This is a genomic window from Delftia sp. K82, from assembly GCF_002193035.1.
Taxonomy (GTDB): domain Bacteria; phylum Pseudomonadota; class Gammaproteobacteria; order Burkholderiales; family Burkholderiaceae_C; genus Comamonas; species Comamonas acidovorans.
The window spans coordinates 1,131,389-1,150,830 of sequence record NZ_MYFL01000003.1; the positions used below are offsets into that span (position 1 = coordinate 1,131,389).

16 protein-coding genes are annotated in these 19,442 nt (G+C 68.0%); 5 read left to right on the plus strand and 11 right to left on the minus strand.

The window, feature by feature from the left end:
• Window positions 1-138: 138 nt before the first annotated feature.
• From KDK82_RS21930 to KDK82_RS21950, 5 genes are read right to left on the minus strand one after another with little or no spacing between them, the layout of a single operon-like run.
• A complete protein-coding gene (locus tag KDK82_RS21930) occupies window positions 139-4,485 on the minus strand; it encodes a translocation/assembly module TamB domain-containing protein (protein ID WP_088166196.1) in 4,347 nt (1,448 codons plus the stop codon).
• A gap of 2 nt (window positions 4,486-4,487) precedes the next feature.
• Complete coding sequence (locus tag KDK82_RS21935; RefSeq protein WP_179217962.1) at window positions 4,488-6,410, minus strand: autotransporter assembly complex family protein; 1,923 nt, start codon at window positions 6,408-6,410, stop codon at window positions 4,488-4,490.
• 4 nt (window positions 6,411-6,414) lie between these two features.
• On the minus strand, window positions 6,415-7,602 hold the full coding sequence (locus KDK82_RS21940; protein WP_063327138.1) for a VWA domain-containing protein: 1,188 nt from the start codon (window positions 7,600-7,602) through the stop codon (window positions 6,415-6,417).
• A 31-nt stretch (window positions 7,603-7,633) separates the two neighbouring features.
• Window positions 7,634-8,344 carry a GNAT family N-acetyltransferase gene (locus KDK82_RS21945; protein WP_088166198.1) on the minus strand — a complete coding sequence of 237 codons (711 nt, stop codon included), beginning with the start codon at window positions 8,342-8,344 and terminating at the stop codon, window positions 7,634-7,636.
• 11 nt (window positions 8,345-8,355) lie between these two features.
• Entirely contained in the window at window positions 8,356-9,210 is an 855-nt protein-coding gene (locus KDK82_RS21950; RefSeq protein ID WP_012203589.1) for a MoxR family ATPase, read from the minus strand.
• A 116-nt stretch (window positions 9,211-9,326) separates the two neighbouring features.
• On the opposite strand from KDK82_RS21950, the gene KDK82_RS21955 reads away from it, so the two are divergent.
• Complete coding sequence (locus tag KDK82_RS21955) at window positions 9,327-10,001, plus strand: cytochrome c (RefSeq protein WP_088166199.1); 675 nt, start codon at window positions 9,327-9,329, stop codon at window positions 9,999-10,001.
• A 104-nt stretch (window positions 10,002-10,105) separates the two neighbouring features.
• Here the strand turns inward: KDK82_RS21955 and KDK82_RS21960 are convergent, their stop codons facing one another.
• Both KDK82_RS21960 and KDK82_RS21965 read right to left on the minus strand, forming a co-directional pair.
• Window positions 10,106-10,564, minus strand: a complete 459-nt coding sequence (locus KDK82_RS21960; RefSeq protein WP_088166362.1) for a DUF1841 family protein — start codon at window positions 10,562-10,564, stop codon at window positions 10,106-10,108.
• A 78-nt stretch (window positions 10,565-10,642) separates the two neighbouring features.
• Window positions 10,643-11,242, minus strand: a complete 600-nt coding sequence (locus tag KDK82_RS21965; RefSeq protein ID WP_012203592.1) for a short chain dehydrogenase — start codon at window positions 11,240-11,242, stop codon at window positions 10,643-10,645.
• 106 nt (window positions 11,243-11,348) lie between these two features.
• On the opposite strand from KDK82_RS21965, the gene KDK82_RS21970 reads away from it, so the two are divergent.
• Window positions 11,349-12,239 carry a LysR family transcriptional regulator gene (locus KDK82_RS21970; RefSeq protein ID WP_012203593.1) on the plus strand — a complete coding sequence of 297 codons (891 nt, stop codon included), beginning with the start codon at window positions 11,349-11,351 and terminating at the stop codon, window positions 12,237-12,239.
• 10 nt (window positions 12,240-12,249) lie between these two features.
• Here KDK82_RS21970 and kefC read toward each other — a convergent pair whose 3' ends face one another.
• Window positions 12,250-14,115 (minus strand): glutathione-regulated potassium-efflux system protein KefC, encoded by a 1,866-nt coding sequence (kefC, locus tag KDK82_RS21975; RefSeq protein WP_034390660.1) that lies wholly within the window; start codon window positions 14,113-14,115, stop codon window positions 12,250-12,252.
• Between the two features lie 297 nt (window positions 14,116-14,412).
• Between kefC and KDK82_RS21980 the strand changes: the two genes are divergently transcribed.
• Window positions 14,413-15,042 carry a LysE family transporter gene (locus KDK82_RS21980; protein WP_012203595.1) on the plus strand — a complete coding sequence of 210 codons (630 nt, stop codon included), beginning with the start codon at window positions 14,413-14,415 and terminating at the stop codon, window positions 15,040-15,042.
• 341 nt (window positions 15,043-15,383) lie between these two features.
• Entirely contained in the window at window positions 15,384-15,848 is a 465-nt protein-coding gene (locus tag KDK82_RS21985) for a MaoC family dehydratase (RefSeq protein WP_034390662.1), read from the plus strand.
• A gap of 156 nt (window positions 15,849-16,004) precedes the next feature.
• On the opposite strand, the gene KDK82_RS21990 is transcribed toward KDK82_RS21985, so the two are convergent.
• From KDK82_RS21990 to KDK82_RS22000, 3 genes are all read right to left on the minus strand, one after another.
• Complete coding sequence (locus KDK82_RS21990) at window positions 16,005-16,310, minus strand: DUF4148 domain-containing protein (protein WP_013803990.1); 306 nt, start codon at window positions 16,308-16,310, stop codon at window positions 16,005-16,007.
• Window positions 16,311-16,493: 183 nt separating this feature from the next.
• Window positions 16,494-16,991 carry a tRNA (uridine(34)/cytosine(34)/5-carboxymethylaminomethyluridine(34)-2'-O)-methyltransferase TrmL gene (gene trmL / locus KDK82_RS21995; RefSeq protein ID WP_088166200.1) on the minus strand — a complete coding sequence of 166 codons (498 nt, stop codon included), beginning with the start codon at window positions 16,989-16,991 and terminating at the stop codon, window positions 16,494-16,496.
• A gap of 52 nt (window positions 16,992-17,043) precedes the next feature.
• Entirely contained in the window at window positions 17,044-17,778 is a 735-nt protein-coding gene (locus KDK82_RS22000; protein WP_088166201.1) for a phosphoribosyltransferase family protein, read from the minus strand.
• 89 nt (window positions 17,779-17,867) lie between these two features.
• Here KDK82_RS22000 and KDK82_RS22005 point away from each other — a divergent pair, with 89 nt between their 5' ends.
• Window positions 17,868-18,770 carry a trans-aconitate 2-methyltransferase gene (locus KDK82_RS22005; RefSeq protein ID WP_012203600.1) on the plus strand — a complete coding sequence of 301 codons (903 nt, stop codon included), beginning with the start codon at window positions 17,868-17,870 and terminating at the stop codon, window positions 18,768-18,770.
• Window positions 18,771-19,442: the final 672 nt, after the last annotated feature.

The following is a 19,442-nucleotide window of genomic DNA, read 5'->3' on the forward strand; positions in this document are numbered from 1 at the left end:
GCATGTCACCACCCGGAATGGCTTAGGAGGCGCCCGTTCTATCCATTGAACTACGGAGAGGAGCAAACGGCGATTGTAAACCCACGCCGGACCCGCCCCGCGCACCGCCGGGAGGGCGGCATGCGGGGCGCTGGGGCGTCAGTCCTTGCGCACGGTGTAGATCAGGTCCAGCGCGCTGGTTTCCCCGGTCTGGCCGCGCAGGGTGAGGCGGCGCGAGAGGTCGTAGAAGATGTACAGCGTGCCCATGGCGCCCGAGAGGCTTTGCTCGTAGGTGACGTAGAGATCGCTGGACAGGCGCTTGCCCAGGGTGAGGGCGGCGCCGGTGGAGCCTTCGCCGCCCGGTCCCTTGAAGCCGATTTCGTCCAGGCCCAGGTTGCTGGCGATCTTGCCGCTGTTGTTGCGCCCGCCGCTGAGCAGGGACAGCGCGGCCTGCTGGAGCAGGGCGCTTTCGGCGCCGCCCGTGGCGGGGTCACGGCCCATGACCACCCAGGAAAGCTTTTCGGCATCGGGCATTTCGGGGTCGGAGTACAGGCGCACGCGCGGGGCATTGGCTGTGCCCTGCACCTGCACGCCTGCGCGTACGGCGATGTTCGGGCGCAGCGCCAGGATGTCCAGCGAGGGGTTGGCGTAGGGGCCGTTGAAGCGGATGAGGCCGGTCTCCACGTCCAGCGACTGGCCCCAGGCGCGGTAGCGGCCCTGCACGGTTCGGATCTCGCCCGTGATGCGCGGCGGGCCGCCCGCCACGGTGGGGCCTTGCACTTCCAGCGCGCCTTCCAGGCGGGTGGTGATGCCGTAGCCCTGCAGCGCGAAGTCGCGGCCCAGGTCGAGCTTGACGAGGATGTCGGGCAGCTTGATGGTTTCCGCGCGGGCCTGGGCCTTGCGGTCGGCCTGCTGCTGCTTGCGCGCCGCTTCCTGCTCTGCCTTGCGCGAGGCGGCCGAGTGCACGACCACGTCGGAGTCCAGCGAGGGGGCGGATTCCTCGGGCAGGATGATGGTGGCGCGGTCGGTGGTGAGGTCGCCGCGCAGCGTGAACTGGCCTTGCTCCAGCTTGGCCTGCAGGCCGCCGGAGATGCTGACCTGGCGATCTGCCCGCACCAGCACCTGCAGCCTGGTGGCCTGGGCGCGCAGGTCCATGCTCAGGCCGGAGTTGCTGCCATCGGCATTGGGCGGGTCCCAGCGCACGAAGCCCGAGTCCGTGAGTTCGCCGCCTTCGCGCGGTGCCGTGGTGAGGTTGCCGCTGTAGCCCAGGATGCGCGCATTGCTGCCGCGCCCGCCCTGCATGCGCAGTTCGGTCAGGTCCAGCCGGTTGCCTTGCAGGCGGGCGCGCAGCACGCCGTTTTGCAGGTCGATGCCGTCCAGCGCGGACAGGATGCTCAGGCCGTCGGCCGAGAGATTGCCCTGCCACTGCGGGTTCTGGCGGTCACCGCTGATCTCGGCCTTGGCCTGCAGCGAGCCGGTGACGCGCCAGCCGGGCGGGGCGAACAGCGCCCAGATGCCGATGTCGGGCATGCGGGCGTCGATCTGGCCGGACAGCGGGGCCTTCTCGGGCCAGGTCCAGGTGCCGTTTTGCTGGGCCAGGCGCGTGCCCAGCTGGGCGGTCAGGGTGCCGGCGCGTTCGCTGTCCCAGTCGAGCTTGGCCTGCACGTCGTCGCCCTGGGCGCGCACGCTCAGGCGGGCCTGCTTGATGTGGGCGCGCATGCCGGCGCCGCGCACGGTACGGGTGCGCACTTCGCCGGGCTTGCTGGAACGCGGCCCCGTGGTGTGGATGACGGTGGTGCCCGAGCCGTCTTCCACGGCCAGGCGCAGGTCGCCGGCGGCACGCTCGACCAGCAGTTCGGCCTTGAGCGCGGGACCGGTGGTGTCCAGGTCCCAGCGGGCGTTGAAGCTCAGGTCGCCGCTCAGGCCCATGGCAGCCAGCGGGGGCTCCTCGGCCATGGACAGGGCATCGACCCAGGCCAGCGGCAGGGCCTGGGCGCGGCCGGTGCTGCGCAGGGCCCAGCGGCCGTCGCCGCCCTGGGTGGCGCGGGTGTCGTCCCAGGCCAGCAGCACGGGCTGCGGCGCCTCGGCATTGGCGCGGCGCTGGGCCAGCGTGGGCGGCGTGACCTGCAGGCTGCCGGCCGATGCCGTGAAGGTGGTGGACAGCACGGTACGGCCCGTGGTGCGCTGGGCGATCTGCACGGGCTGCTTGCCCGCCAGTTGCACCTGCCACGGGCCGGGCAGGTCCTGGCCCGGATTCAACCGGGCCTGCAGTTTGTCGATGCTGGCCTGCCAGTCCAGGGGCGCCGCACCGCGCGCCGTGGCAAGGCCTGCCTGCAGTGCCGTGTCGATCTGCGCGGTCTGCGTGCCGCGCTTCGCCTGGCCGGTGAGGGTCAGGCTGGCCTGCTCGGGCGAGCCCTTGAGGGCCAGGCGCAGCTCGGGCAGCTCCAGCGCCTGCTCGGGCGGCGTGTTGGCGGGCAGGTAGCGCAGCTTGGCGGCCTGCAGGTCGGCCTGCAGTTGCAGGCCGCTGGCGGGAAGCGGGTCGCCCACGGCAGCCTTCATGCGCTTTTGCAGTGCGCCCCATCCGCCGCGCCAGCTGGCGTCCAGCTGGGCCTGGCCTTCGATCAGGGCGCCGGCCAGCGGGTCCTTCATGCCGGGCAGCTTGCGCAGCCATTGCGTGAGGGCGGTGAGTGACGACAGCTTGAGCTGGCTGCTGCCCTGGCCTGCGGCGGGGCTGATGTGGCCGTCCAGCGAGAGTTCGGCGCCGGGTAGCTCGGCCTTCAGCACGGTCTGCAGTTTTTGCTGTTCGGTGTCGAACTGCAGGCTGCGGCTGCGCACCGAGGCCTGCAGCGCATCAAGCTGCAGGTTCTCCAGCGACAGCACGGGCTGGGCCCAGCGGCCCTTGGTGGCGAGTTTCTCTATGCGCAGGGGCTGGCGCTTGCCGCCCGCGGGCGCAGCTGCGGCCTGGATGTCCACGCTGAAGTCCACCTGCTGCTCGGTCGTGGTGCTGGCGCGCAGCTCGCCCTGCAGCGGTGCGGCTTCCAGGATGCTGTAGAGCGCGGCGGGGTCCAGGCGCTGGATCTTGGCCTGGCCTTCGAAGACCTTGGTGGCGGGCTCGAAGCGGCCCTGGGCGTCGATGCTGCCCGAGCCTATGGCGATCTGCGCCTGCTCCAGCAGCCACTGCTGGCCGTCATAGCGCACCGCGGCCTCGATCTGGTCCAGCGGCAGGCGCTGGCGGTCCCAGGGACCGGGCATGGCGTTGTTCAGGCGTGTCGTCAGCTGCCAGGCGGTGGTGGCGATGGCCGAGCCTGGTGCCTGGTCCGATGCCTGTTCCGTGGCGGGTGCTGTGGCTGGTGCCGGGGCTGTATCAGCTGCCTTGCCATCCGGCCCGGCCTGCAATTCGCCGCTGATGCGGGTGCGCGGTCCCTGGGGCCAGAAGGCAGCGATGTCGATCTGGCTGAGCTGGGCGCGCGCGGTCTGCAGCGGCTGGGGCTGCCAGGGCCGGATGCTGGCCTCGATGTCCGCATGCATGGGTTCGGACACCAGGGCGGCTTCCTTGCGCTCCCTGGCCTTGCCGTTCTTGCCATCGGCCTTGGCGGATTTCTGTACGGCGGGAGGGGCAGGCGTTTCCTCGGACACCGTCCCGGGCTTGGCATCAACCTGGAGCTTGATGCCCAGTTGCGCAGCGGCGGTGGCCAGGGTGCCGTCGATCTGTGCCTTGGCCTGCACGGCCAGCGGTGCAGGTTTGGGGGCCTTGGCCGTGGAGGCCTCGTCATCCGAAGCCAGGGCCGGCGCCTGCAGGTCGCCCTGCAGCTGGGCCTGGATGGCCATGGGCGCACGGGCCTGCAGGCGCAGCCTGGCCTGGTAGTTGCCATCGGCCCATTGCAGGTCGCGCACGTCCAGCTGGTGCTCGCTGCCGTCGTAGACGTAGTGGCCTTGCAGGCCCAGCACCTCGGCCTGGGGCGGGCCTTGCCAGACGATGCGCTCCACATGGAAGGGCACGTCGATCTTCACGGGCAGCACGAGCTGCTGCAGTGGCTCGACGGGTTTCTTGTCCTCGGGGTCGGGCGTGCTGGCAATGCTCAGCTCGGCGATGCGCACTTCGCCCAGGCGCACGGTGCGCGACAGCAGGGGACGCAATTGCCAGCCGATGGTGGCGTCACGCAGCTCCACCTTCATGGTGGGGCTTTGCCATTGCAGCCAGCCGATGCGCCCGCCCTGGCGCACGGTGCCGGTGACTTCCTTGGCCTGCAGGCTCTGGCCTGCGGGCAGCCAGCCGGCCACGCGCTGCAGGGTGTAGGCCAGCGAATCGGCACGGCCGCTCCACCACCAGGCGGAACCCAGCAGGGCGGCCAGCAGCAGGACCAGGACCAGGAAGAACCAGAGCAGGGCGCGCAGCCAGCGGCGGCGGCGGGGCGCGGGCGGGGGCGCCGGCTGGGGAGGGGACGCCTGGGGGCTTTGATCTGGCGCGGCGGAGGAGGCAGGGGTATTCAAACGGGAATCCACCATGGTCAGAAGTTGAAGCCCAGGCGCAGGTGCAGGCGCAGCTGTTTTTCCTGGGCGCCCCAGGCGATGTCGGCCTGCACGGGGCCCACGGGGCTGCGCCAGCGCAGGCCGGTGCCCACGCCCACGCGCATGTACATGGAGTCGGGCGCATCGCCCACGGTGCCGGCGTCCAGGAAGACGGCATGCTCCCAGTCCTGCGTGTTGCCCTTGATGACGATGGGCCGCTGCCACTCGATGCTGCCCACGGCCATGTAGCGCCCGCCGATGACCTTGCCGCTGTCGGTGCGCGCACCGATGCTCTGGTAGCCGTAGCCGCGCACGGTGTTGTCGCCGCCCGTGATGAACAGTTGCGTGACGGGCAGGTCGGCATCCTTGCGTGCCAGCAAGGCACCGCCCGAGGCGCGCAGCGCCAGGCGGCTGCGGCGCTTGGTCTCGGGATCGACATCGCCGATGGGAATCAGGCTGAGCCAGCGGCCCGAGACGCGGCCGAACGGCGTGCGCTGGGGCGTGAGCGTGGTGCCCGCGCCGACTTCCCAGGCAAAGCCGAAGCCCGAGGAGGGAGCCAGCGTGCTGTCGAAGTAGCGCCCGGTCCAGCCGTAGTTGGCCGTGACCGACGAGCTGGACGGGGGGGCGCCCTCGCCCTGGGTCTTGGCGTAGTCGTACTGCAGGTAGTAGTTGCGGTCGATGTGGTCTTCGGACTTGGTGCGGCCGGCGCGCAGCTGCAGGCTGTTGACATCGAAGTCGCCCGAGGGCGCGCGCTCGGCCTTGGCCGTGGTGAACCAGCGCCACAGGGTTTCATCGGGCAGGGCGGTCCACTGCGTGGAGATCAGCGGGTTCTTGCGGTCGAAACGCATGCGCGTGACGGCACGCCAGCCCAGCCAGGGCAGGCGGTTGTGAATATGGTCCACGCTCAGGCGCGGGCCGGTGTCGGTGCTCATGCCCACGCCGAAGACCCATTTCTGCATCTGGGCCTCGCGCACCTGGGCGATGACGGGCGTGGTGACCTGGGCGCCCTTGCGCTTGAGGGCCTCCTCATCCTCGGCGGCGCTTTCTCCCTGCTGGGGCACGTTGGCCAGCGTGAGGAAGACGGAGTCGTAGTAGCCGCTGCTGGCCAGGCGCAGCTGGGCATCGACCAGGGCGGTCTGGTCGTATTCCTCGCCCTCGGGCAGGCGTGCGATGCGGGCCGTGCCCACGGGGTCGTAGCGCTGGGCGCCTTCGATGCGCAGCGGGCCGAAGGTGTAGGCCGGGCCGGGCGCGTAGGCCACGCTGACATCGGCCTCATGCGTGTCGGCGTCGATGTCGGCCAGGCTGGAGTCGATGCGCGCCAGCGGGTAGCGGCGCGACTGCAGCGTGCGCAGGCCCTGGCTCTTGGCCTGGCTCCAGTTGGCCTGGCTGAAGCGCTGGCCGGGCTGCAGCGGCCAGTCCTCTTCGATGGTGGCGCGCTGGGAGGCGCCGTCGGGATCATCGGCATTGACGCCCGCAAAGCGCACCTGGCTGCGCGCAATGGTGGCGGGCTCGCCCGGGTCCACCTTGACCGTTACCTGCAGCGGGGCCTCTTCGGATTCGGGCGTTTCCTTGATCTCCACCGTGACCGTGGGGCTGAAGTAGCCCAGCGTGCCGATCAGGTCGCGCACGTTGGCGTCGGTGGCGCCCAGCAGCCGCGTGAGCTCGCGCCGCTGCAGATCGCTCTGGTAGCGGTAGCGGCGCAGTTCGAGGTGCTTTTCCAGCAGCTCGCGCACTTCCTTGGGCGCATCGACGACGAGCGAGAAGGCCGGGTCGCCGGTCGCTGCAATCAGCGACGGGTCCGTGTCCTTGTCATCATTCTTGGACGGCAGGAGGCTGCAGCCACCGAGCATCAGGGCTGCACTCAACAGAAACAAAAACGCCGGCCCTCGGGCCGGCGCTGTTGCGGGGGGGAGCTTGGGCATCAGCCTATTTTGACAGCAGGCGCATGGCGTCTTCCAGACCTTTGAGTGTCAAAGGGTACATGCGGTTGCCCGTGAGCTGCTGGATGATGCTGATGCTCTGGCGGTACTGCCAGACGCCAGGCGGCTCGGGGTTGATCCAGGCAAAGCGCGGGAAGGCATGCGTCAGGCGCTGCAGCCATTCGGCGCCGGGCTCCTCGTTCATGTACTCCACGCTGCCGCCGGGCTGCAGGATCTCGTAGGGGCTCATGGTGGCGTCGCCCACGAAGATCAGCTTGTAGTCCTTGTTGTACTTGCGGATGATGTCCCAGGTCGGAAACTTCTCGGCGAAGCGGCGGCGGTTGTTCTTCCACATGAAGTCGTAGACGCAGTTGTGGAAGTAGTAGAACTCCAGGTGCTTGAACTCGCTCTTGACGGCGGAGAACAGCTCTTCCACGCGCTGCACATGCTCGTCCATGGTGCCGCCCACGTCCATGAGCAGCAGCACCTTCACGTTGTTGTGGCGCTCCGGGATCATCTTGATGTCCAGGTAGCCCGCGTTGGCGGCCGTGCTGCGGATGGTGTCGGGCAGGTCCAGCTCCAGCTCGCCGCCTTCGCGGGCGAACTTGCGCAGCCGGCGCAGCGCGACCTTGATGTTGCGCGTGCCCAGCTCCTGCGTGTCGTCGTAGTCGCGGTAGGCGCGTTGCTCCCAGACCTTGACGGCGCTCTTGTTGCGGCCCGGCCCGCCGATGCGCACGCCGGCCGGGTTGTAGCCGCCGTGGCCGAAGGGGCTGGTGCCGCCCGTGCCTATCCACTTGTTGCCGCCTTCGTGTCGCTCCTTTTGCTCTTCGAGCCGCTTCTTGAGCGTCTCCATCAGCTCGTCCCAGCCCATGGCCTCGATGGCGGCCTTTTCCTCGGGCGAGAGCTCGCGCTCCAGCAGCTTCTTCAGCCAGTCCTGGGGAATTTCGCGCGTGAGGTCGGCCACCATCTCCACGCCCTTGAAGTAGGCGGCAAAGGCGCGGTCGTACTTGTCGTAGTGCTTCTCGTCCTTGACCAGCACGGTGCGACCCAGGTGGTAGAAGTCGTCCAGGCTCCAGGCGTCCTCGCTCTTGGGGCCGACAACGCCGGCCTGCAGTGCCTCCAGCAGGGTCAGGAACTCCTTGACCGAGACGGGCAGCTTGGCCGCGCGCATGGTGTAGAAGAAGTCGATCAGCATGGCATCTCCCGAAGGCCCGGCGTACGCGCCCTCATGTGCGCGCCACGGCGGTGCTGCCGTCCGAATGGCGCTGCAACTGGTCCAGCAGCTGGGCGCGCGACTCGGGCCATTCGCCGCTGCGCAGGCTGTACATCACGGTGTCGCGGATGGTGCCGTCGCGGCGCAGCGCGTGGCCGCGGATCACGCCGTCCTTCCTGGCGCCCAGGCGTTCGATGGCGCGCTGGCTGGCGAAGTTGAAGCAGTCCGTGCGCCAGCCCACCACATGGCAGGACAGCGTGTCGAACGCATGGCCCATGAGCATGAGCTTGGCCGAGGTGTTGACATGGGTGCGCTGCACGCTGCGCGCGTACCAAGTGTAGCCAATCTCCACGCGGCGCACCTCCGGCAGGATGTCGTGGTGGCTGCTGGTGCCCAGCACCTTGCCGCTGTCGTCGTCCAGCACGGCAAAGGCGAAGCGCTTGCCCAGGCTGCGCTGCTCCAGGGCGGCCTCGATATAGGCGCGCACATCGCCGGGCTCGGGCGCCGAGGTCACGCGGATGCGCCACAGCTGGCCGTCCTGCACGGCCTCGCGCAGCCCGGCTTCATGGGCGAGGGCCAGGGGCTCCAGCCGCACGCCGTTGAAGCGCATGACCACGGGTCGCACAAAGCCCTGGTGCGCCACCGCGCCGGCCACGGGAATGGTCGTCACCTGGCCGGTGAGGGCCGGCACGCCCGTGTCGTTGGTGTGTTCGGGATGGGGCATGGGCGCAGGCCTCAGCGGTTGCGCTGGTTCATGAAGACCAGCTTCTCGAACAGGCTCACATCCTGCTCGTTCTTGAGCAGGGCGCCCACCAGCGGCGGCACGGCGACCTTGCCCTCGGCGGTCTGTAGCGATTCCACGGGAATGTCCTCGGCCACCAGCAGCTTGAGCCAGTCGATCAGCTCGCTGGTAGAGGGCTTCTTCTTGAGGCCTGGCAGGTTGCGCACGTCGTAGAACACCTTCATCGCGGCGGTCAGCAGCTCGCCCTGCAGCTTGGGGAAGTGCACGGCCACGATCTGGCGCATGGTGTCGGCGTCGGGGAACTTGATGTAGTGGAAGAAGCAGCGGCGCAGGAAGGCGTCGGGCAGCTCCTTTTCGTTGTTGGAGGTGATGAACACCAACGGCCGGTGCTTGGCGCGGATCATCTCGCGCGTCTCGTAGCAGTAGAACTCCATGCGGTCGATCTCGCGCAGCAGGTCGTTCGGGAATTCGATGTCGGCCTTGTCGATTTCGTCGATCAGCAGGGCCACGGGCCGGTCTGCCGTGAAGGCCTGCCACAGCACGCCCTTGATGATGTAGTTGTGGATGTCCTTGACGCGCTCGCCGCCGTCGATGTCGGACAGTTGCGAGTCGCGCAGGCGGCTGACGGCGTCGTATTCGTACAGGCCCTGCTGGGCCTTGGTGGTGGACTTGATGTGCCACTGCAGCAGCGGCATGTCCAGCGCTGCGGCCACTTCCTCGGCCAGCATGGTCTTGCCCGTGCCGGGCTCTCCCTTGACCAGCAGCGGGCGCTGCAAGGTGGCTGCGGCATTCACCGCGAGCATCAAATCCTGGGTGGCGACGTAGTTCTCGGAACCTTGAAATTTCATGGGCGGTATCAGCGTAAGTATTGATGGGGACGCTTGACGGTGACTGCCATAATCGTTCGCGCTACCCGCTCAGCAGTAGGCATCCGTCAGAACTCTTGAAGGATTGTGCGCGCAAAATGATAAAAACTTTGACCACGGTATTGGCGCTGACTGTCGCATCTGTGACCCCTGTGGCACAGGCCCAGCAAAGCAAAGGTGACGCAAAGGCAGGGGAGGGGAAGATCGCCATGTGCATTGGCTGCCATGGCATCCAGGGCTACCAGGCCAGCTTCCCCGAGGTGTACAAGGTCCCCAAGATTTCAGGACAGGGCGCACCCTACATCGTGGCCGCGCTGCAGGCCTACCAGAAGGGCGAGCGCAAGCACCCCACCATGCGCGGCATCGCCGATCCGCTGACCGAGCAGGACATGGCCGACGTGGCCGCCTACTACGCCGAGCATGGCGTGGCCAAGGCCGCCGACGCCAAGGTCCGCGAGCCCAGCACCCAGGTTGCCGCGCTGCTGCAAAAAGGGGCCTGCGTCTCCTGCCACGGCCAGGGTTTTTCCAAGCCCATCGACCCCAGCTATCCGAAGGTGGCGGGCCAGTATGCGGACTATCTGTACTCTGCCCTCAAGTCCTACAAGACCGAAGGCAACCCCCACATCGGCCGCAGCAACGGCGTGATGGCCGGCATTGCCAAGCAGTTCACCAACAGCGAACTCAAGGTGCTGGCCAACTACATCGGCAGCCTCGATGGCGAGCTGCAGACCCTGCCCCAGCCCCATTTCCGCCTCGGCCAGAAATCGCAGTAGGTCGCGCCTTTCCTCCAAAGCAAAAGCCCGCAATTGCGGGCTTTTTTCGGGCTTTGTTTCGAGCTTTGTTTCGGGCTTTGTCTTGAGGCGCTGAACGGCCGGGACTATGCGCTGCCCGTGGCCTTGGCGCCGTCGCTGGTGGCGCGGCGCTGCACGGCTGCAATGTAGGCCTCGCCATCCGGGGGGCGGCCCGAGCGCTGGCTTTCCCAGAGCATCTGCCCCAGGCATTCCATGGTGGCGTGGTGGGCGTCGTGCAGCGAGTCCAGGCGGCGGCTGAGCAATTCCACCGCCTGGCGTATGCCGCGCGGCTGGTCGATGCTGCACTGCTCGCTGATGGACAGGTGCATGGACAGGTGCAAAAACGGATTGGTCACGCCGGGCGTGGCGTCGTAGTCGCGCAGCAGGGCGGCGTCCACGTCGGCGAGGTCATCGAAATACTCGGGATGCTCGGCAATCCAGAGGCTGGCCAGCGTCTCTATGGCCTCCATCGGCGCGCCGTTCAGCATCTTGGTGCGCACGCCGCAGAAAAAGCGCCGCACATCGGCTTGGGTGGGGTTGAACATGGTGGCGCGCAGCGTAGCACGCAGCCCTTTTGGGCGGGCACGCAAGGACTTTGCCGAGGGCCCGCCGCAAGACAGGGATCAGAGCACTTCGAAGACCCTGCCGGTCTGGGCGCCTTCCACGCTGCGCTGGTAGGCCAGGGCCACGCGGGCGGCGGGCACGGTCTCGAAGCCGGGGAAGACCGAGCCATAGGCCTGGGCCGATTCGGTCAGCAGGGTGGGGCTCACGGCATTGATGCGCAGGCCGCGCTGCAATTCGACCGCAGCGCCGGTGACGAAGCCGTGGAGGGCGGCATTCACCGTCGATGCATTGGCGCCGTGGCGGATGGGCTCGGTGGCGGCGACGCCGCTGGTCAGCGTGATGGAGCCACCGTCGCGCAGCCAGCGCTGTCCCAGCAGGGCGAGCCGCACCTGGCCCAGCAGCTTGTCCTGCAGGCCGGAGTTGAACTGCTCGGCTGTCATCTCGGACAGCGGGCCGAAATGCAGCTTGCCGGCCGTGCTGACGATGGCGTCCACCTGGCCTGCGGCTTCGAACATTTTCTGCAGCGTCTCGGGCTGCGTGAAGTCGGCGCGCAGGTCGCCGCTGTTGCGGCCCACGGTGACGATCTCATGGCGCGGGGCCAGCAGGGCGTGGACGGCGCGGCCGATGGTGCCGGTGGCACCGATGAGCAGGATCTTCATGCGGTTTTCTTTCGGAAGGAGTGAACAGGCCTCCAGTGTTTTGCAAATCGCTCATGCCATAAAGTAGCCAGATCTTTTTGTACTACTAAGCATTGGTTAGCAATCCATGGACAAGCTGCGCAATATGGAGGTCTTCATGGCCGTGGTCGAGGACGGCAGCTTTGCCCAGGCCGCGCGGCGCCTGGACATCTCGGCCGTGATGGTGGGCAAGCATGTGCAGCAACTGGAAGCCCACCTGGGCGCACGCCTGCTGCAGCGCACCACGCGGCGCCACAGCCTGACCGAGGTGGGGCGCAGCTTCTACGAGGACAGCCGCCAGGTCTTCGAGCAGTTGCGCTGGGCCGAGTCTGCCGTGGAGCGCAGCCGCAGCGCACCCCAGGGCCTGCTGCGCATCAGCGCGCCGACCACGCTGGGCAACCATGTGATCGCGCCGCTGGTGGCCGACTACCAGCTGGCCAATCCGCTGGTGCGCGTGGACCTGCAACTGAGCGACAGCATGGCCGACCTGGTGGGAGAGAACATCGACGTGGCCGTGCGCATCGGCCCCGTGGGCGGCGAAGGCCTGGTGGCGCGGCCGCTGCAGCCCTATCGCATGGTGATCGCGGCGGCGCCCTCGTACCTGCGGCGGCGCGGTCATCCGCGTGGTGTGGACGATCTGGCGCGCCATGACTGCCTGAGCTACGCGGTCTGGCAGCGCCGCTCGGAATGGATTCTGCGCGGCGACGGCTCGGGTTCGGTGCAGTGGCCCGAAGACGCCCGCCTGCGCTGCAACAGCGGCGACGGGCTGCGCCATGCGGCGCTGCGCGGCCTGGGCCTGATCCTGCAGCCCGAGGTGCTGCTGGCCGCCGACATGGCCGCCGGCCGGCTGGTGCCCGTGCTGCAGGACTGCGTGCCGCTGCCGCGCCCGGTGCACCTGGTCTACCTGCCGGACCGCCGCCAACTGCCCAAGCTGGCGCAGTTCGTGGACCACATGGTGCGGGCGCTGGGCGCGGCCTGAGGCCCGGTTTTCAGGGGCCGGGCGGCGCCTGGTCCTTCTCCTGCTGCGCCTGGGCCTCCTGCCGTTCCTTGGCCATCTGCTCGACCAGTTGCTGGCGGCCCTGTTTGGCCACGGCAATGAGCTGGGCCTGGTCCTTGTGGTGGGGGTACATGCGCTCGATCAGCTCCAGGTTGTGCTCCCGAAAGCGCGTGGTGGTGCGCTGGGCCTCGGCAGGGCTGTGGCCTGCGAGTTCCAGCACGGTGCGCGCCGAGACCAGGCTGGACTCGAAGACTTCCCGCTCGACATGGTGCACGCCCAGGTCGCGCAACTGGTACCAGTGGGCCATGTCGCGCGCGCGGGCCACGATCTCCAGGTGCGGAAAGCGCTTGCGCACGCGGGCGGCGATCTTCAGCGATTGCTCGGAAGAGTCCACCGCGATGACCAGCACCCGCGCCTTGTCCGCGCCGGCAATGCGCAGCAGGTCCATGCGCGTGGCATCGCCGAAGAACACGCGGTAGCCGAAGGTGTGGGCCACTTCCAGCATCTCCACGCTGTGGTCGAGGATGGTGGCCGGCACGCCCTGGGTCAGCAGCACGCGTGCCACGATCTGGCCGTAGCGGCCAAAGCCCGCAATGATGATTTGCGCGTCCTGCGGCTCCGATATTTCATGGGGCCTGGCAGTCTGGCCCGCGCCGTCGACCTGGCAATCCTTCATGTCGGCAAAGCGCTTGAGCAGCAGCTTGTCCATCAGCACCAGCACCAGCGGGCCGATCAGCATGGACAGGGCCACGGCGGCCACCAGCATGGACGAGATGCTGTGGTGGAACACCTTGTACTGCGCCGCCGTCTGGAACACCACGAAGGCGAACTCGCCGCCCTGGGCCAGCAGCAGGGTGAACACCGGGCGCTCACGCCAGGGCAGCTTCAGCACGCGGGCCAGGGTGTAGAGCACGGCGCCCTTGAGCGCCAGAAAGCCAAGCACCATGGCCGCCATGGCCCAGGGCGCGCGCAGCAGCACGCCGAAGTCGATGCTCATGCCCACGGCCATGAAGAACAGGCCCAGCAGCAGGCCCTTGAAGGGCTCGATGTTGGTCTCCAGCTCGCTGCGGTACTCGCTGTCGGCCAGCAGCACGCCGGCCAGGAAGGCGCCCAGCGCCATGGACAGGCCCACCTGCACCATCAGCATGGCAATGCCCACCACCAGCAGCAGTGAGGTGGCCGTGAAGATCTCGGGCGTGCGGCTGCGCGCTATCCAGCGCAGCAGGGGGCGCAGCAGCAGGCGGCCGCCCACCACCACGGCGGCGATGGTGCCTACGGTCTTGAGCACCTGCAGCCACAGGTGGCTGTCGGTGTGCGTGGCATTGGCAGCCTTGACCGCGCCCAGGATGGGGATCAGCGCCAGGATGGGAATGGCGGCCACGTCCTGGAACAGCAGGATGGAGAAGCTGGCCTGGCCGCTGGGCGTGCGCATGAGGTTGCGCTCGGCCATGACCTGCAGGCAGATGGCCGTGGACGACAGGGCCAGGCCCATGCCCGCGATCAGGCTCACGCGCCAGGAAAAGCCGAAGGCCCAGGCCGCCAGGAACAGCACGCCCGTGCAGGCCAGCATCTGCGCCAGCCCCCATCCCAGGATGGGCCGGCGCAGCTCCCACAGGCGGCTGGGCTGCAGCTCCAGCCCGATCACGAAGAGCATCAGCACCACGCCGAACTCGGCGAAATGAAGAATGTCATCCACATTGCTGACAAGCGACAGTCCCCAGGGGCCCATGGCAATGCCGGCACCCAGGTAGCCAATGATGGCGCCCAGGCCCAGGGCACGCGCAATGGGCACGGCCAGCACGGCGGCGGTGAGATAGAGAAAGCCGTAGGTCAGCCAGATGGGGGCGCTGTGTTCCATGGGAGCTTGGGATCTTGGAGTTGGTGTTTACCCTGGGGTGATTGATTGTGTCACTCTCACAGCTGGGTCAGCTTTCTGACAGGGTTAAAAATGCCCCCCACGCTCCCCTTGCTGCGCAAGGTCCGCTGCCCCTGGCCGGGCGCCCCCCGAGGGGGCCGTTTTCATCTTGGGGCGGCCCGGCGATGAAAAATGCCACCGAATGCTTCATCGCCCCATCCGGCTTTGCCGCGGCAGTGCGCCAGATCGTCTGCACGGTTTTAAGATGCCGGCCTGCTCCGTATTTTTAAGGTGTTTGGCATGGATTGGCACACTTGGATCGCTTACTTTGTGGCCTGCTGGATCATTGCGGTCTCCCCGGGCTCGGGCGCCGTGCTGTCCATGAGCCATGGCCTGTCGTATGGCGTGCGCAAGAGCAGCGCCACCATCTTCGGGCTGCAGCTGGGGCTGTTGACCATCTTGCTGATCGCCGGTGCGGGCGTGGGCTCGCTGCTGCTGGCCTCCGAATGGGCGTTCAACGCCGTGAAGATCGTCGGCGCCTGCTATCTGATCTACCTGGGCATCAGCCAATGGCGCTCGGGTGCCGCACCCCTGGCCACCCAGGAATCCATGCCCGAGCTCAGCGTGCGCCGCCGCGTGCTCACGGGCTTCCTGACCAATGCCACCAATCCCAAGGGCATCATCTTCATGGTGGCCGTGCTGCCCCAGTTCATGACCACGAGCCGCCCGCTGTGGCTGCAGTTGCTGATCCTGGCCGCCACCATGCTGGCCGTGGACACCATGGTCATGCACGGCTACGCGGCCAGCGCCAGCGCGCTGCGCGGCTTCATGCGCAGCGCGCGTGCGGTGCGCAGCCAGAACCGGGTCTTCGGCGCGCTGCTGATGGCCGTGGGCACGGGGCTGTTCTTCGTGCAGCGCGCCTCGCGCTGAGCCCCTCCCTGGGCTAACCCAAGGGTCTGTTGACGTTAATTTGCGGTCGCGAAGCAGCCTGCCAGCGTGCCAATCAAGGCGCGCGACGCCGTGCGTGTGCCTACACGCACAAGGAGTGCAACGCCGAGTGGCGCGCTGGCAGGCTGCTTCCCTTCGGGTTGCGCGGTTGCGGGGCCGTCTGCCGCGTTGCTCACACTCGCAAGGCATGGGCCTTGCTGCGCATGAGCGCCTTGCATACAACCCCGCAACCGCGCAACGCGATCCACAAATTAACGTCAACAGACCCTAGCTGTCGCGCGCCCGACATGGAGCGCGCGGCACCGGCCCCTACCATTTGGGGCATGAAAACCTTCCATTCCTATTCCGAAGTGCGTGCCTGCGTGGGGCAGGAAGTCGCCGTCAGCGACTGGATCACCATCACCCAGCAGCAGGTGCAGCTGTTCGCCGATGCCACGGGCGACCAGCAATGGATCCATGTGGACCCCGAGCGCGCGTCCAAGGGCCCCTTCGGAGCGCCGATTGCGCACGGCTTTCTGACGCTGTCGCTGATCCCCCAGTTTTTCCAGAACTGCTTTCACATCGAAGGCGCGCAAATGGGCGTGAACTACGGCCTCAACCGCGTGCGCTTCACCTCTCCCGTGCCCGTGGGCAGCCGCCTGCGTGCGCGCCTGACGCTGCAGGCCGCCGAGCCCATCGAGCCCGGTGGCCTGCAGATGACCTGGCTGGTGACCGTGGAGCGCGAAGGCGCCGACAAGCCCGCCTGCGTGGCCGAGTCCGTGGCCCGCAACTACGGCGCCAAGGCCTGAATGAAAACTGACCCCCACGCTACCCTTGCTACGCAAGGTCCGCTGCCCCCCCAAGGGGCGCTTTTCATCTTGGGGCGGCCCGGCGATGAAAAAAGCCCGCAGGGGGCACCTGCGGGCTGGCTGCGTGGTGGCAGCGGTTGCGGGGGGCTGTGAGGCTCAGGCGCCGAAGTTCAGCTGGCCCGAACGCTCGGCGGCGGCGGCTTCGCGGCGCACTTCATCGCGGCTCACGGTGGCGGTGGCAGTGTTCTGGATGGGCAGGTAGCCTTCGGCGACGGAGGGCATGGTGCCATTGGCCTGGGCGGCCTTGAGGTCGGCCATGACCTGGGCACGTGTCAGCGTGCTTTGGGTCTTCACTTCGGGCGGGTAGCTGCTGTTGTCGGCATAGTCGAAGCCGGCAGCCTGGGCGGCGATGGCGGAGATGGAGAGGGCGGCCAGGACGGCAAAACGGCGGGTGTTCTTCATGATTCAAGTCCTTTGTTTTGTTTCTGGGACAGGGCGTTCTTTGCGGAAATCGCTTGGTAACGTAGAGCCCATGACTCAAATGTAGGACGGCTTGGAATCGGGAAAAACCCTTGGATTGGCAATGCGCTTTTTCAGCTGTTGAAACAATCGGCCGGGAACTTTTCGCCCGGTCCGACTGATCGCTCAGGCCACGCCGGCTGCTCCCTCGGCCAGGGCAGCGCCCACGAATTGCTGCTGGCGCCAGGCTTCGAACACGGTCACGGCCACGGCATTGGACAGGTTCAGGCTGCGCTGCTGCGGCAGCATGGGCAGGCGCAGGCGCTGCTGCGGCGGGAACTGCTCGCGCACCTCGGCGGGCAGGCCCTTGCTTTCGGAGCCGAACACCAGCCAGTCGCCAGGCTGGAAACCGATGGCGTGGGCGGGGCTGCTGCTGTGCGTGGTCATGGCGAACATGCGCTGGCGGTCCGGCTGGCAGTCCTGCAGGAAGGCCTGCCAGTCGGCATGGCGGCGCACGGGCGCGTACTCGTGGTAGTCGAGGCCGGCGCGGCGCATCAGGCGGTCTTCCATGGAAAAGCCCAGCGGCTCAATCAGGTGCAGGCTGCAGCCGGTGTTGGCGGCCAGACGGATCACATTGCCGGTATTGGGTGGGATCTCCGGCGCGACGAGAACGATATGGAACATGGCCCGTATTGTCTCGCGGCGGCCTATGCCCCCGGGCCCCGAACCCCCACGATCAGGGCGTGCGCGCCAGCACCAGGGCGCTGACCTCGGCCGCGCCTGCACGCCGCAGGCAGGTGGCCAGCGCATGCAGGCTGGCGCCCGTGGTCATTACATCGTCGATCAGCAGGATCTTGCGGCCGCGCACATGGGGCAGTTGCGCCGGCGGCACCGCGAAGACCCCGCGCAGCTGGCGCAGGCGCAGGGCGCGCGGCAGGTCATGCTGGGCCTGTGCCGTGTGGGCGCGCTGCACGGCCTGGTGCCGCAGCTTGCCGCGGGTGGATGGGCCGGACAGCGCACGGGCCAGCACCAGGGCCTGGTGAAAGCCGCGTTCGCGCAGGCGCTGGGCAGACAGGGGCATGGGCAGCAGCAGATCGCATTGCTCCAGTTGCTCGCGCGCCCCGTGCTGCTCCAGCAGCAGGGCGGCCAGGCTGCGTGCCAGGCCGGTGTCTCCCCGGAATTTGAAGTCGCCGATCACCGTGTGCCAGGGATAGGCGTAGTCCAGCGCGGCAAGGCAGTGCGTCAGTGGCGGGGGCTTGACCAGGCAGGCGCCGCAGACCTGCTGGCCGCCGCTGGCGCCGTGCCCCGCTGGCAGCGGCATGGCACAAAGCCCGCAGCGCGCCAGCGGCCTGGCCCAGCGCAAGCGGCAGTCCTGGCACAGGCGCTGCGCCGGCCAGCGGCGGCAGACGGCGCACTGGCTGGGCAGGCCGGCATGCCAGTGCGAAAGCCATGACGCAGGCAGGTTGGGCATGGAGTCAATATACTCGCGCCGCGTCCGCCACCCCTTTGCTCCGGGGCTGGGCGCCTGTCTTTCGAGGAGCCCGGATTCCCCGCCCAGCCATGTCCCACGAATTGCCCCCCACCATCGATCCGGCCGCCGCATTGCGCTGGCAGCAGGCCGCGCCTGCGGCCTCGCCGTGGCTGCATGAGGAGGTGGCGCGCCGCATGCAGGAGCGGCTGGACTGGATCGTCAAGCCGCCCCAGCGCTGGTGCCACTGGCAGCCCGTGCGCGGCGGCCTGCAGGCCCATGCGCTGCTGCGCCAGCGCTATGCGCAGTCCGAATGCCTGGTCTATGAAGCCTCGCCGCTGCATGAGGCCGCCGCCCGCGAGCAGCTGGGCGCGCGCTGGTGGCAGCCCGCGCGCTGGACCGGGGGCGCCACGCGCTTCGGCGAGCCTGAGCCTGCCGGCGTGGACATGCTGTGGGCCAACATGGCCCTGCACCAGCAGGCCGACCCGCAGGCGCTGATCACGCGCTGGCACCAGGCGCTGTCCGTGGACGGCTATGTGATGTTCTCCTGCCTGGGGCCCGATACGCTGCGCGAGCTGCACGCCATCTACGCCCAGCTCGGCTGGCCGCCCGCCGGCCAGGCCTTCACCGACATGCATGACTGGGGCGACATGCTGGTGCACGCAGGCTTCAGCGAGCCGGTGATGGACATGGAGCACATCACGCTGACCTTTGCCACGCCCGAGCGGCTGCTGCAGGAGCTGCGCGAGCTGGGCCGCAACTTCCATCCGCAGCGCTTTGCCGCGCTGCGCGGCCGCCGCTGGCAGCAGCGCCTGCACGATGCCCTGCGCGAGCGCCTGGCCGGCCCCGACGGGCAGCTGGCGCTGACCTTCGAGATCGTCTACGGCCACGCCTACAAGCCGCAGCCGCGCGTGCGCCTGGAGTCCAGCAGCGCCGTATCGCTGGAGGACATGCGCAGCATGCTGCGCCAGCCGCGCAACACGGGTTTGCGATAGCCCCAATGTCGCTTTCCGGTCATTGATCGAAAACAAAAACGTCTACACTTTTCCCGAGCTGACAGAGACAACAGCTTTTCCCTGGGCTCGCTTTCCCGGGCCGGGAAAAGACCAGCGGTCCGCAGGCCGAAAGGGGAGACGATTTGGTGTTTCGTTTTGCCACGGGAACGAGAACGGGCCGACCCATCCAGGAGCGGCCCGCCCACGAGTTTGATCATCACCGGCTGCAGCAGTGCCTGTTCCTCTGGGAGCGGGCACTGGTCTTTCTGTCCCTGCTGTCCCCCCTTCTGTCTCCTCTTCTGTGCCGCATGCCGGGCCGCATGCGCCCCCTTTTCCAATCCGCTCCCGGCCCCCATGGCACACATGCCCTGAATGGCCGGCGTGCGCGCATTCTTCCGTCCACCTTGCTGCTGTCCTCCGAATTCATGCGCCTGCAGGCGCAGGCGGGGATGGCCGTACGCCCGAATCCTGGTCCCACGTCCGAGCTGCCGTTGATGCCGGCTGGCACGCTATTGGTGATTGCGCGCAGGCACATCTGCGGCGCTTTCATGCATGCTCGGACAGTTGAGGCCGGGAGTTGCCCTTTGGGCAGGCGTTGAACGGTCTGGCTGCGCGGCCCCCACGCCGGCGCAGCGGAGCGAGTGGATAACCCGAGGCTTAGATGTAAGTGAA

Bases quoted from the DNA above. Each gene is read 5' to 3' on its own strand.
- KDK82_RS21970 (WP_012203593.1), top strand. From the start codon at position 11,349: ATGGACAAGCTGCGCAATATGGAGGTCTTCATGGCCGTGGTCGAGGAC.
- KDK82_RS21955 (WP_088166199.1), top strand. From the start codon at position 9,327: ATGATAAAAACTTTGACCACGGTATTGGCGCTGACTGTCGCATCTGTG.
- KDK82_RS21950 (WP_012203589.1), bottom strand. From the start codon at position 9,210: ATGAAATTTCAAGGTTCCGAGAACTACGTCGCCACCCAGGATTTGATG.
- KDK82_RS21980 (WP_012203595.1), top strand. From the start codon at position 14,413: ATGGATTGGCACACTTGGATCGCTTACTTTGTGGCCTGCTGGATCATT.
- KDK82_RS21990 (WP_013803990.1), bottom strand. From the start codon at position 16,310: ATGAAGAACACCCGCCGTTTTGCCGTCCTGGCCGCCCTCTCCATCTCC.
- KDK82_RS21940 (WP_063327138.1), bottom strand. From the start codon at position 7,602: ATGCTGATCGACTTCTTCTACACCATGCGCGCGGCCAAGCTGCCCGTC.
- trmL (WP_088166200.1), bottom strand. From the start codon at position 16,991: ATGTTCCATATCGTTCTCGTCGCGCCGGAGATCCCACCCAATACCGGC.
- KDK82_RS21965 (WP_012203592.1), bottom strand. From the start codon at position 11,242: ATGAAGATCCTGCTCATCGGTGCCACCGGCACCATCGGCCGCGCCGTC.
- KDK82_RS21930 (WP_088166196.1), bottom strand. From the start codon at position 4,485: ATGGTGGATTCCCGTTTGAATACCCCTGCCTCCTCCGCCGCGCCAGAT.
- KDK82_RS22000 (WP_088166201.1), bottom strand. From the start codon at position 17,778: ATGCCCAACCTGCCTGCGTCATGGCTTTCGCACTGGCATGCCGGCCTG.
- KDK82_RS22005 (WP_012203600.1), top strand. From the start codon at position 17,868: ATGTCCCACGAATTGCCCCCCACCATCGATCCGGCCGCCGCATTGCGC.
- KDK82_RS21935 (WP_179217962.1), bottom strand. From the start codon at position 6,410: ATGCCCAAGCTCCCCCCCGCAACAGCGCCGGCCCGAGGGCCGGCGTTT.
- KDK82_RS21945 (WP_088166198.1), bottom strand. From the start codon at position 8,344: ATGCCCCATCCCGAACACACCAACGACACGGGCGTGCCGGCCCTCACC.
- KDK82_RS21985 (WP_034390662.1), top strand. From the start codon at position 15,384: ATGAAAACCTTCCATTCCTATTCCGAAGTGCGTGCCTGCGTGGGGCAG.
- KDK82_RS21960 (WP_088166362.1), bottom strand. From the start codon at position 10,564: ATGTTCAACCCCACCCAAGCCGATGTGCGGCGCTTTTTCTGCGGCGTG.
- kefC (WP_034390660.1), bottom strand. From the start codon at position 14,115: ATGGAACACAGCGCCCCCATCTGGCTGACCTACGGCTTTCTCTATCTC.